The sequence below is a fragment of the Pseudomonas sp. BLCC-B112 genome (genome assembly GCF_028550695.1).
Lineage (GTDB): Bacteria > Pseudomonadota > Gammaproteobacteria > Pseudomonadales > Pseudomonadaceae > Aquipseudomonas > Aquipseudomonas danubii.
The window spans coordinates 15,185-27,887 of the sequence record NZ_JAQQGK010000012.1 but is presented as its reverse complement, the minus strand read 5'-3'; the positions used below and the strand labels follow the sequence as shown (position 1 = coordinate 27,887).

The window sequence follows — 12,703 nt, the reverse complement described above, 5'->3', positions numbered from 1 at the left end:
GCGAAATTTACGCAGGTACCGAAGCTAAGTCAATAGCAGGCTTGAAGTTTTTTTCAGAAACAGCTGCAAGCGACACACTGTGAGGCTCAGGCAAAAGCCAAGACCGCATCATCCCTGATAAATCATTTTCTTGGTCATGCCGCCGTCCACCACGAACTCTTGACCAGTAACGAATCCCGAGTTGCGCGACAGCAGCCAAGCCACCATCGCTGCCACGTCCTCCACCGCCCCCACCCTGCCCGCTGGATGCTGGGCGTGATCAGCATCAGACAACGGCTCGGCGCGTCGCACCGCTGGATCACGAGCGTCGATCCAGCCAGGACTCACGGCATTGACCCGAATTTCCGGCCCCAGGCTAATTGCCAGGGCGTGAGTCAAGGCCAGCAAACCACCCTTGCTCGCCGCATAGGCCTCACTGTCGGGCTCCGATTGCCGAGCACGAGTAGAAGCCAGGTTGACGATAGAACCGCCATGGGCACGCAGATAAGGCGCGCAATGCTTGGCCAGCAGCATAGGCCCGCCAAGATTCACCGCCAGCACCCGATTCCAGTAGGCCAGGTCCAGGCTTTCCAAGGTGATGTTGTGCGGATCGGCCACCGCAGCATTGCAGACCAGGGCATCCAGGCGCCCGAACTGCCCCAGCACCTCGGCAACCCCTTGCGCCACCTGCTGCTCATCCGCCACGTCCATGGTGATGAACCAGGCATTCTCACCCAGCACCTTGGAAACCTTGGAACCGCGCTCCCGATCCAGATCGGTCAGCACCACTTGCCAGCCTTCACTGATCAGCCATGCAGCGATCCCCAGGCCAATGCCCCGCGCCGCGCCGGTGACCAGCGCAACACGACCATTAACGCCACCCGGAGGCGTGGACAACTCGATCACAAGGCTGCCAGACCGCGAGCCAGGTCGGCCTGCAGGTCAGCCACATCCTCCAGCCCCACCGCAATGCGGATCAGACTGTCACGAATACCGGCAGCCTCACGCTCCTGAGGCGCCAGACGCCCGTGGGAAGTGGTGCTCGGATGGGTAATAGTGGTTTTGCTGTCGCCCAGGTTGGCAGTGATCGAAATCAGCCGAGTGGCATCGATAAAGCGCCAGGCGCCCTCTTTACCGCCCTTGACCTCAAAGCTCACCACCGCACCGAAACCACGCTGCTGGCGCTTGGCCAGCTCGTGCTGCGGATGACTGGCAAGACCGGCGTAGTGCACCTTCTCGACACCGTCCTGCTGCTCCAGCCATTGCGCCAGGGCCAGGGCATTGGAGCAGTGGGCACGCATCCGCAAGCTCAGAGTCTCCAACCCCTTGAGGAAAATCCAAGCATTGAACGGACTCAGGGTCGGCCCTGCAGTACGCAGGAAACCCACCACTTCTTTCATTTGTTCGCTGCGGCCGGCCACCACACCGCCCATACAACGGCCCTGACCGTCAATGAACTTGGTCGCCGAATGCACCACCACGTCCGCGCCAAGCTTCAGCGGCTGCTGCAACGCAGGGGTACAGAAACAGTTGTCGACCACCAGCATCGCGCCCTTGGCATGCGCTACCTCGGCCAGTGCAGCGATGTCCACCAACTCGGCCAAGGGATTGGATGGCGACTCGACAAACAGCAATTTGGTGTTGCTCTTGATTGCCGCATCCCAGCCAGACAGATCCGCCAGGGGTACGTAATCAACCTCAACACCAAAACGCTTGAAGTACTTCTCGAACAAGCTGATGGTCGAGCCGAATACACTGCGTGACACCAGCACATGGTCTCCAGCACTGCAAAGACTCATCACCACCGAAAGAATGGCCGCCATGCCAGTAGCCGTGGCGACTGCCTGCTCCGCCCCCTCCAGCGCCGCGATTCGTTCTTCGAACGAGCGCACCGTCGGGTTGGTATAGCGCGAATAGACGTTACCAGGAACCTCGCCGGCGAACCGCGCAGCCGCATCGGCGGCTGTACGGAACACATAGCTGGAGGTAAAGAACATTGGATCACCGTGCTCGCCTTCCGGCGAGCGGTGTTGGCCGGCGCGCACCGCCAGGGTATCGAACGCTACGCCTTCAAGGTCGCTGTCCAGCCGACCGGCATCCCAATCCTGACTCATGCCGCCTACTCCTAATGTCTTCTTAAATGCTCTGGATCAGTTGTTGTACAGATCGATGATCGCGCTGACTGCCTGAGTCTTGGCCTTGGAGGCATCATTACGAGCGTCCTCGATCTTGTTCAGATAGGCCTCATCCACATCGCCAGTGACGTACTTGCCATCAAACACGGCGCAATCGAAGCTCTCGATCTTGATCTTGCCACCACCGACTGCTTCGATCAGGTCTGGCAGGTCCTGATAGATCAGCCAGTCGGCACCGATCAGGTCCGCCACATCCTGGGTCGAACGATTGTGAGCAATCAGCTCGTGGGCGCTTGGCATGTCGATGCCGTACACGTTCGGATAGCGTACAGCAGGGGCCGCCGAGCAGAAGTAGACGTTTTTCGCGCCGGCTTCACGGGCCATCTGGATGATCTGCTTGCAGGTGGTGCCACGGACGATGGAGTCATCCACCAGCATCACGTTCTTGCCGCGGAATTCCAGCTCAATTGCATTGAGTTTCTGACGCACGGACTTCTTCCGCGCCGCCTGGCCCGGCATGATAAAGGTGCGACCGATGTAGCGGTTCTTGACGAAACCTTCGCGGAACTTGACGCCCAGATGGTTGGCCAACTCCAACGCCGCGGTACGACTGGTGTCCGGAATCGGGATCACCACATCAATATCGTGCTCCGGACGCTCGCGCAGGATCTTCTCGGCCAACTTCTCGCCCATACGCAGACGCGCCTTGTACACCGAGACACCATCAATGATCGAGTCAGGACGAGCCAGATAAACGTGCTCGAAGATGCACGGAGTCAGTTGCGGGTTGGTGGCGCACTGCCGGGTGTAGAGTTTGCCTTCTTCAGTGATGTAGACCGCCTCGCCCGGAGCCAGGTCGCGAATCAGGGTAAAGCCCAGCACGTCCAGGGAAACGCTTTCCGAGGCAATCATGTACTCCACGCCTTCGTCGGTATGACGCTGGCCGAAGACGATCGGACGGATACCGTGTGGATCACGGAAACCGACGATGCCGTAACCGGTGATCATGGCCACCACTGCGTAACCACCGACACAGCGGTTGTGCACGTCAGTCACCGCAGCAAACACGTCTTCCTCGGTAGGCTGCAGCTTGCCGCGCTGGGCCAGCTCGTGAGCGAACACGTTGAGCAGCACTTCGGAGTCGGAGTTGGTGTTGACGTGGCGCAGATCGGACTCATAGATCTCTTTGGCCAACTGCTCGACATTGGTCAGGTTGCCGTTGTGCGCCAGGGTGATGCCGTACGGCGAGTTGACGTAGAACGGCTGAGCCTCGGCCGAAGTCGAACTGCCCGCAGTCGGGTAACGCACATGGCCAATACCCATATGACCGACCAGACGCTGCATATGCCGCTGCTGGAACACATCACGAACCAGGCCATTGTCCTTGCGCAGGAATAACCGGCCATCATGGCTGGTCACGATACCGGCAGCGTCCTGGCCGCGGTGCTGGAGGACGGTTAGCGCGTCATACAGCGCCTGATTGACGTTCGACTTACCGACGATACCGACGATGCCACACATGCGACGCAACCCCTACTTAATGAAACTGAACTGAACACATCTTACTGAGGCGTTTTGGCCGGTAAGAGGTGCTCCTTGAACGGTATTTCAGCGGGTACGCTGATACCGCTGGCCAGCCACTGACTGCTCCACCCCAGAATGAGGTTCTTGGACCAGTCTGCAACCAATAGAAATTGTGGCACCAGTCGCGACTGTTGCCACCAGGAATCCTGCTGAACCGGCCCCAGGCTCAAGAGCCCGACGGCCACGACCACCAGCAACGCGCCACGCGCCGCGCCGAAGGCCATGCCGAGAAATCGATCGGTTCCGGAGAGACCGGTGACACGAATCAATTCGCCGATGAGATAGTTGACCATTGCCCCCACCAGCAAGGTGGCGACAAACATGATTGCGCAGCCCGCGATCACGCGAGCCGAAGGAGTTTCGATATAACCGCCGAGGTACTCGGACAGTGAGCCACCAAACATCCAGGCAACGACTCCTGCGATGATCCAGGTAAGCAACGACAAGGCTTCTTTGACGAAACCGCGGCTCAAGCTGATCAAAGCGGAGATGGCGATTATTGCAACGATCGCCCAGTCAACCCAGGTAAATGGCACAGTGCAGCCTACAGACGGATAAGGCGGCGCATTTTAACAGAGCGCTTGGCTGTCGGTAAGCTGCGATTCACTGTGCTTTTGAAATCAGCCAGATAGCCTCAGCCACGCTCCGGCTGGAAGCGCACCACAAAACCCTTGAGGTTGTGCTGACGACCCAACAGGTCACGCAGGCGATCAGCCTCGGCACGCTCGATCAACGGCCCGACAAACACCCGATTCTTGCCTTCAGCAGAACGGATATATGCGTTATAGCCCTGGCTGCGCAGGGTTTTCTGCAGGTTTTCCGCACTTTCACGGCTCGACAGGCTGGCCAACTGCACCGACCAGCTGATGGACAGACCATTGGCATCGATCCGACTCTGACTGGTATCAGGCTTGGCTGCGGCAATCGGCTGGGCCGGGGCCGGCACAGGGGCAGGCTTAGGCGCTGGCGCCGGCTTGCTGGCCACTACAGGTGCTGGCGCAACCGCTGGCGCACTCGGAGCAATCGGCATCGACGGTGCAACCTGCTGCACCACGGGCTCGTCGATAGACACCGGTTCCTGGGGCAATACCTGGGGCTCAGGCACTACCACCGGCTCAACCTGAACCTGAGGCATGACCGAGGCCTGTGGCGCCGGCGGCGCTTCAACCGTTACGTGGCGCTGCTCATCCTCTCGCGAGAACAGCATCGGCAGAAAAATCACCGCCAAAGCCACCAACACCAGCGCTCCAACCATTCGCTGCTTGTAGACCTTATCCAGCATTGCCATGTTCAGCTTCCTCCGTGGAGCGCCGGGCGAGCCACTCAAGCGCCTCGGCAACACAATAAAAAGATCCGAACAGCAGAATTTCGTCATCTGCAGTCGCTTGCGCACATTGCGCGTCCAACGCCGCTGCGACACTGGCATAAGACGCTACCGAAGCACCAAGGTTCTCCAAGGCGGCCTGCAGATCCTCCACAGGGCGCGCCCGAGGCGAATCCAGTGGAGCCACCGCCCAGTGCTGGACCGAGGCCTGCAAACTGCCGACAACTCCCGACAGATCCTTGTCTGCCAGCAGGCCGAATACCGCCAGGCGCTTGCCGGCTACAGGTCGACGCGCCAGGCGCTCGGCCAGATACTGCGCGGCATGGGGATTGTGCCCCACATCCAGCAGCAGGTTCAGACGCTTGCCCTGCCACTCGATCTGCCGACGATCCAGACGGCCGGTCACCCGGGTCCGCTGCAGAGCTACACCGATCAGCTCAGGCTGCCAGGGCAACCCGGTAAGCAGGTAGGCCTGCAACGCCAACGCCGCGTTTTCCATGGGCAAATCGAGCAGCGGCAGATCACGCAACTCAACCTGATTGCCCTGGGCATCCAGACCGCGCCATTGCCAATATTCTTCGGTGAGCCCGAGGTCGAAATCTCGCCCCCGGAGGAAAAGCGGACAACCCAGCTCTCGCGCCTTGTCCAGCAAAGGCTGCGGCGGATTCAGGTCGCCACACAGAGCTGGAGCGCCGGCACGGAAGATTCCAGCCTTCTCGAAAGCCACGGACTCCCGGGAATCCCCCAGGTACTCGATATGATCGACACCAATGCTGGTGACCAATGCCAGGTCGGCATCCACCAGATTGACCGCATCCAGACGCCCACCCAGCCCCACTTCCAGGACTACGGCATCCAGGGCCGCGCGCTGGAACAGCCAGAAGGCCGCCAGGGTGCCCATCTCGAAATAGGTCAGGGAAACATCACCACGCCCCGCCTCTACCGCAACAAAGGCCTCGCACAGTTGCTGATCAGTGGCCTCAACGCCATTGATCTGCACCCGTTCGTTGTAGCGCAGCAGGTGCGGCGAGCTGTAGACCCCAACCTGCAAGCCCTGAGCCCGCAACAGGGAAGCGACAAAGGCACAAGTAGAGCCCTTGCCATTGGTACCAGTGACCGTGATGACCCGAGGCGCCGGCTTGCCCAGCCCCATCCGGGCCACTACCTGCTGCGAGCGCTCCAGCCCCATATCGATGGCCGAAGGGTGCAACTGCTCAAGGTAGGCGAGCCAATCGCCCAGGGTACGCTGGGTCATAGGTTTGCTGGAGCCGGCGGAACCACGATCGGTTCAACGGGAGCGGCCACGAATTCAGGCGTCGGCAGCCCCATGAGCTGGGCCAGCAGATTACCCAGGCGCGGACGCAGCTCCTGACGGGAGATGATCATGTCGATGGCACCATGCTCCAGGAGGAATTCGCTGCGCTGGAAGCCTTCCGGCAGTTTTTCCCGCACGGTCTGCTCGATCACTCGCGGCCCCGCGAAGCCCACCAGGGCTTTAGGCTCGGCGACGATTACATCACCCAACATCGCCAGACTGGCGGAAACACCACCGTAGACCGGATCGGTCAGCACGGAGACGAATGGAATGCCTTCTTCACGCAGGCGCGCCAGCACGGCGGAAGTCTTGGCCATCTGCATCAGGGAGATCAGCGCCTCCTGCATCCGCGCACCACCGGAGGCGGAGAAGCAGATCATTGGGCAACGGTTTTCCAGAGCGTAGTTGGCCGCGCGGACAAAGCGTTCGCCAACGATGGCGCCCATGGACCCGCCCATGAAGGAGAACTCAAAGGCCGAGACCACGACCGGCATGCCCAGCAGAGTGCCACTCATGGAGATCAGAGCGTCCTTCTCGCCCGTCTGCTTCTGCGCTGCTGTCAGACGGTCCTTGTACTTCTTGCCGTCACGAAATTTCAGACGGTCAACCGGCTCCAGATCAGCACCCAGCTCGGCACGACCTTCGGCGTCGAGGAAAATATCGATCCGGGCGCGAGCACCGATGCGCATGTGGTGATTGCACTTGGGGCAAACATCCAGGGTCTTTTCCAGCTCCGGACGATAAAGCACCGCCTCGCAGGACGGACACTTGTGCCAAAGACCTTCGGGCACCGAGCTTTTCTTCACCTCGGAACGCATGATCGAAGGGATCAGTTTGTCTACTAACCAGTTGCTCATGCTTTCTTTCTCCAGTACCGGCGGCCCGAACGCTCTGGTTCGCAACCCCGCGTATGCCCTTGAGCTAAATTCATGTGTGCGGCGATGATCACTTCGCTACCGCGGTCAGCACCGGGCTCGACCTGCCTGCAATGAAGCGCCCCTCAGCCATCCCGACAACCCGCAATAGAGCGGTTGCCACTCGACTCCGACCCCGCCTTAAGGCGGCGCCTGCCTGTTTTGTACAGTGGTGTTATGGACGGCGGCAGACTGCCAGCCGTCACATCGACTCGTTGCTGCGACGCACTGCCTGCATAAATGCCTGAATCTTTGCCGGATCCTTGATGCCTTTGCTCTGCTCCACACCGCCACTGACATCCACCGCGTAGGGGCGAACCCGAGCAATGGCCTCGGCGACGTTCTGCGCTGACAGTCCGCCAGCCAGGATGATCGGCTTGCTCAGCCCCTGAGGAACCAGGGACCAGTCAAAGGCCTCGCCAGTTCCCCCCGGCACACCCTCGACATAGGTATCCAGCAGAATTCCGCTGGCGCGCGGATAAGCCAGGCAGGCAGCAGCAACGTCATCCCCGGCCTTGACTCGCAGCGCCTTGATATAGGGACGGTGATAACCCTCGCAATCCGCTGCCGACTCATCGCCGTGGAACTGCAGCAGGTCCAGCGGAACGGCATCGAGGATCTCCCCCAACTCGCAGCGACTGGCATTGACGAACAGCCCGACCGTCGTCACGAACGGCGGCAAGACGGCGATGATCGCCCGCGCCTGCTGCACACTCACCGCCCGGGGACTCTTGGCATAGAACACCAGACCGATGGCATCAGCCCCCGCCGCCACCGCTGCCAACGCATCTTCTATGCGGGTAATCCCGCAAATCTTGCTGCGAACAGCTGACATGTCGTTTGAACCTCGGGGGCAAAGTCGGAAAGTTCCGGATGGTAGCAAATGCTTTTCCGGGCGTCAGCCGTCAAGTTCAGACCAACCGGTGAGGAAATGTGGCCCGATGTATCTCTCCGGCAACTGGAACTCATCCTTGTATTCCACCTGCACCAGATACAGGCCGAAAGGATGGGCGGTGACCCCGCCCGTGCGGCGAATCCGGCTCTCCAACACCTCCCGCGCCCATTCCACCGGCCGCTCGCCCGCACCGATGGTCATCAAGACCCCGGCAATATTGCGCACCATGTGATGCAGGAAGGCACTGGCGCGAATGTCCAGGACAATCATCTTGCCGTGCCGGGTAACCCGCAGGTGGTGAATCTCCTTGATCGGCGACTTGGCCTGGCACTGGCCAGCCCGGAACGCACTGAAATCATGGGTCCCCACCAGAAACGCGGCAGCCTGGGCCATCCGTTCGATATCCAGCGGCCGGTGATTCCAAGTGACCTCCTCATTGAGATGGGCCGGACGAATCTGATCGTTGTAGATCACATAGCGATAGCGCCGGGCAATCGCCTTGAACCGAGCATGAAAATGCGCCGGCATCTCACGAGCCCAACTGACACTGATGTCATGAGGCAGGTTGATATTGGCCCCCATGACCCAAGCCTTCATCGAGCGCACGGCCTGGGTATCGAAATGCACCACCTGACCACAGGCATGCACACCGGCATCGGTACGCCCCGCACAAGCCACCACCACGGGAGAGTCCGCGACCCTGGACAAGGCCTTCTCCAGGGTTTCCTGGACGCTGGGCACACCAGAAGCCTGACGCTGCCAACCGCGATAGCGCGACCCCTTGTATTCAACACCCAGAGCGATGCGGGAAAAGCCTGCGGCCGCCATTTCGGCGGCCGGGTTATCTATATTTGCCAAGAACTTACAGCCTGCTGATATGCGCAAAGGCGCTCATTATAAGGCTGGCGGGAGCAGACGCCATGCACTGCCGCGGTTTAGTTGCAGATTGCTTCACGTCGACAACGATTGCATCAGCCGCCAGGTCATCGCTATATAGCAACCTACATAGCGGTAGAGAAACAAACACCCTGACCGAGAGCCGACGAATGATCGCAACCAACAAAGAAGCCGTGGGCCTGGCCTACAGCCTGGAAGGCATGCTCCACGCCAAGCGCATGACCTGGGAGGCCATCGCGCAAATGGCCAGGCGGATCAAGCCCGGCATGCACGAATCCACCGCCAGGGAGATGGGCCTGCAAGTATTACAGGAGCTGGGCATGGAACGTATTTGGCACCCACTGCTGATTCGTTTTGGCGCCAACACCCTTAAGACCTTCAAGCAACGCTCCGACAGCGACCCCCAACTGAATGAAAACGATCTGTTCTTCATTGACCTGGGAGTCGTCTGGGATCGCCACGAAGGCGATTGCGGAGCGACTTACGTCGTAGGTTGCGACGAGGAAATGCACGCCTGTGCCGCGGCCGCCAAGAGCTTGTTCGATCAGGTGCACGATCACTGGAAAACCCATCAAGTGGCCGGCGCCGAACTGTACCAATATGCCGAAGAACAGGCCCGCGCCATGGGCTGGATGCTCAACCTGGAGATCAAGGGGCATCGGGTCAGCGACTTCCCCCACGCGATCTATCGCGCTGGAGACCTGGGGGACTTCGCCGACTGCCCACAAGTGGGCCTGTGGATCCTGGAAATCCAGATCGCCCACCCTACTCGCCCCTTTGGCGCCTTCTACGAAGACCTGCTGGTCTGAATGACCGCCAAAAGCGCCACCAACAAAAACGGCAGCCTTATCGGCTGCCGTTCTGCTCAAGCATCGGGTTGTTTCAGGCCAGTCTTGCGAGCATTTCCTGCGCTTCGCTCTTCTGCCCTTCATTACCCTCGCTGAGCACTTCGCCCAGAATATCCCGCGCGCCGTCGTTGTCACCCATATCGATATAGGCCTGAGCCAGATCCAGCTTGGTGGCCACTTCATCGCTGCCGGCGAGGAAGTCGAAATCCGCTTCCTCAGGCGCAGCCGCAGCATCTTCAGCCGTGAAGCTTGGCGTAGCCGGCTCAGGCTGATCCAGACTCTGGGCCAGACGATCCAGTTCGGCGTTGACATCATCCAGCTCGGAGGCAAAGGCGTCCTTGGGCTCTGCCGCGGCATCCATTTCATCAGCCAGGGACAGATCGAAGTCCGCCGACAGATCCAAGTCATCCAGCGTCGACTCGGTGACGGTAGGCACATCGCCAGCCGGCAGATCCTTGAGATCGTCTTCCAGGCTCAACAGGAAGTCGTCGTCACTCTGGGTCGACGCCGGCAGGTCCGCTCCGAGATCAAGGTCGAAATCCCCCAGATCATCCAGGCTTTCCTGGGCCGCAGTCTGCTGCTCAAGAACCGAACCAAAGCTCAGGTCGTCGTCCAGAGGGAATTCCTCCAGTTCAACCTCAGGCTCAGACGCCACTACCGCTGGCGAAGCTGCCTCGAGGTCATCCAGGCTCAGATCGAAATCCGCGTCCAGACCTTCCACAGGCGCCGCGGGCTCAGCGGGCTCAGGCTCATCCAGCAGCTCCTTGACATACTGAGCGTCCAGTTCCGCAGCCACAGCCGCAGCAGCCAGCCCCGCTGTCGCCGCCACCGCCACCATCGCCGGGAAACGGCTCTTGAGCTGCTCGACCTGAGCGTGGTTATCGCCATTGGCTACCAGCTGCCGCTCCTGAGCGACAAAGGCGCTGCGATCCCCCTGATGCGCATACACCTCCATCAGCTTCAGACGCAGATCACTGCGCTGCGGCTCGAGCTTGACCGCCTCTTCAAGAATGGCTGCCGCCTGATTCAGGCGACCACCATCGATATGGTTCTGCGCCTGCCCCAGCACATCGGTGGCTCGCTCAACCGGCGCCGCCGGAACTGGCGCCACCACCGGAGCTGGAGCTGGAGCTGGAGCTGGAGCTGGAGCTGGAGCTGGAGCTGGAGCTGGAGCGAGCTTGACGCTTGGTGGCGGGACTTCAAGACCTTCGAAGCTACCTTCAGGAAGATCCAGTTCCTCGGCGAAGTCGCTATTTTCCTCGGACAACGCCCGAGCCATGCGCAGGTGCTTTTCCGCTTCCTGCTGAGCCTTGCGACGACGTGCCAGCAACAGCAACAGCAGCAACACCGCCACTATCGCACCGCCACCTACCAGCCCGAGAAGGATTGGATTGGTCAGCAGGTCGCCATACTTGTCTTCGTCAGCCTGGGCCGCTGGCACATCCGGAGCCGGATTGGCTGCTGGCTCACTGACTGGAGCTTGCGCAACCACTGGCGTCGCCGCAGGCGCCTCAGGTTTGGCCACAAGTTCAGCAGGCATCACCGCTGTTGGCTGAGCGACAGGGGCCGCACCTTCAGCCTGCAACTTGGCCAACTGGTTGTTCTTCAATTCGATCAGGCGCTGCAGCTTGTCCAGCTGACTCTGCAGATCCGCCATGCGTTCCTTGAGTTCAGCATTATCGCGACGGGTTGCATCCAGGCTTTCCTGAGTCACCGCCAGCTTGTTGTTCAGGGCCTTGCTATCACCCGCGACGCCCTTGCCACCAGCCTTGCCGCTGTCCGCAGAAACCAGGCTCAGGTTGTCCTTGGTGTTGACCTGCTTGGGCGCCTTTTCGGCACCCGCACGACGAGTCGCATCCACCTGCAGCTGGCTCCGTGCACCAGCGCGACGCCCCTGACGCCAGGCAGCATTCTGCGCAGCCACTTCGGCAATGGCCTTGGGCTGCGGCAACGCGGTGCTCTGCACCACGTCAGGCAGGCGCAGGACCCTGCCAGCTTTCAATCGATTGATGTTGCCGTCGATAAAGGCGTCCGGGTTCAGCGCCTGGATCGCCAGCATGGTTTGCTGGATCGACGCGCCATTGCGATTCTTCGCGGCGATTTCCCACAGTGTGTCACGAGGCGCAGTTGTGTATTGCTCAGGCTTGCTGACTTTGTTGGCACGAGTGACCGGGGCATTCACCGCCGGGCCACTGACCGGTGCCGCCTGTGCAGCAGCAGCGGCTTGCGGGGAAAACTTCGAAGGGTCCAGCAGCACGCTGTAATCGCGCAGCAGACGACCGTTGGGCCACATTACCTGGACCAGAAACTTGACCATCGGCTCCGACAACGGCTGACTCGAGGTCACCCGCAGTACGCTCTTGCCGCCGGGATTGAGAACAGGAGTAAAACTCAGGTCATTGAGAAAGGCCTGACGATCGACGCCGGCCTTGGCGAACTCTTCTGCCGGGGCCAGGCTGGGCACCACTTCCGCAGCAGTAAGGTCCTTGATATCGAGCAATTCGATTTCTGCTACCAGAGGCTGGTTCAGACTCGACTTCAGGGTCAGCTCCCCGAGCCCAAGCGCCTGCGCCATACCGGAGGACAGCGCCGAGGCGGCCGCTATTGCTAACACCAGTTTGCGAACTTGAACCATAGCCTCATCCTTTGTTTGAACATTCCTCGGCCAGCGAGAAGGTTTTGTAGCGGCTGCCATAAGGCACTGCGCGGGATCATGAGCGACCGCCACGCGGGATTATTTACTGCATGCCCCGGGAGCACCTGACGGCCACTCACCTCCAGCAACTTGCCAAGCATAGCGCCCGGCTAGATT

11 protein-coding genes are annotated in these 12,703 nt (G+C 60.4%); 1 reads left to right on the top strand and 10 read right to left on the bottom strand.

Features of this window, described 5'->3' with window-relative positions; genetic code table 11:
* Window positions 1-108: 108 nt before the first annotated feature.
* The 9 genes from PQT43_RS26760 to truA form a co-directional block, all read right to left on the bottom strand.
* Window positions 109-885 (bottom strand): SDR family oxidoreductase, encoded by a 777-nt coding sequence (locus tag PQT43_RS26760; protein WP_110652595.1) that lies wholly within the window; start codon window positions 883-885, stop codon window positions 109-111.
* A complete protein-coding gene (locus tag PQT43_RS26755; RefSeq protein WP_102882499.1) occupies window positions 882-2,093 on the bottom strand; it encodes an O-succinylhomoserine sulfhydrylase in 1,212 nt (403 codons plus the stop codon). Before PQT43_RS26755 ends, PQT43_RS26760 begins: the two co-directional genes overlap by 4 nt.
* A 36-nt stretch (window positions 2,094-2,129) precedes the next feature.
* Window positions 2,130-3,635, bottom strand: coding sequence for an amidophosphoribosyltransferase (purF, locus tag PQT43_RS26750; RefSeq protein ID WP_102863649.1), 1,506 nt, complete (start codon window positions 3,633-3,635; stop codon window positions 2,130-2,132).
* A 41-nt stretch (window positions 3,636-3,676) separates the two neighbouring features.
* Window positions 3,677-4,234, bottom strand: a complete 558-nt coding sequence (locus tag PQT43_RS26745; protein ID WP_016968003.1) for a CvpA family protein — start codon at window positions 4,232-4,234, stop codon at window positions 3,677-3,679.
* A 98-nt stretch (window positions 4,235-4,332) separates the two neighbouring features.
* Window positions 4,333-4,986 (bottom strand): SPOR domain-containing protein, encoded by a 654-nt coding sequence (locus tag PQT43_RS26740; protein ID WP_253084549.1) that lies wholly within the window; start codon window positions 4,984-4,986, stop codon window positions 4,333-4,335.
* Window positions 4,970-6,277 (bottom strand): bifunctional tetrahydrofolate synthase/dihydrofolate synthase, encoded by a 1,308-nt coding sequence (gene folC, locus PQT43_RS26735; protein WP_253084548.1) that lies wholly within the window; start codon window positions 6,275-6,277, stop codon window positions 4,970-4,972. The genes PQT43_RS26740 and folC overlap by 17 nt, the downstream gene beginning before the upstream one ends.
* Window positions 6,274-7,194 carry an acetyl-CoA carboxylase, carboxyltransferase subunit beta gene (gene accD / locus PQT43_RS26730; RefSeq protein WP_060838410.1) on the bottom strand — a complete coding sequence of 307 codons (921 nt, stop codon included), beginning with the start codon at window positions 7,192-7,194 and terminating at the stop codon, window positions 6,274-6,276. The genes folC and accD overlap by 4 nt, the downstream gene beginning before the upstream one ends.
* A gap of 259 nt (window positions 7,195-7,453) precedes the next feature.
* Complete coding sequence (locus tag PQT43_RS26725; RefSeq protein ID WP_253084547.1) at window positions 7,454-8,086, bottom strand: phosphoribosylanthranilate isomerase; 633 nt, start codon at window positions 8,084-8,086, stop codon at window positions 7,454-7,456.
* Window positions 8,087-8,149: 63 nt separating this feature from the next.
* The gene (truA, locus tag PQT43_RS26720) at window positions 8,150-8,974 is read right to left on the bottom strand and encodes a tRNA pseudouridine(38-40) synthase TruA (RefSeq protein ID WP_102863657.1); all 825 of its coding nucleotides are present in this window, start codon (window positions 8,972-8,974) and stop codon (window positions 8,150-8,152) included.
* 218 nt (window positions 8,975-9,192) lie between these two features.
* Between truA and PQT43_RS26715 the strand changes: the two genes are divergently transcribed.
* Window positions 9,193-9,852, top strand: a complete 660-nt coding sequence (locus tag PQT43_RS26715) for a M24 family metallopeptidase (RefSeq protein ID WP_253084546.1) — start codon at window positions 9,193-9,195, stop codon at window positions 9,850-9,852.
* Between the two features lie 73 nt (window positions 9,853-9,925).
* Here PQT43_RS26715 and PQT43_RS26710 read toward each other — a convergent pair whose 3' ends face one another.
* Complete coding sequence (locus PQT43_RS26710) at window positions 9,926-12,526, bottom strand: FimV/HubP family polar landmark protein (protein WP_272755060.1); 2,601 nt, start codon at window positions 12,524-12,526, stop codon at window positions 9,926-9,928.
* Between the last annotated feature and the right edge of the window lie 177 nt (window positions 12,527-12,703).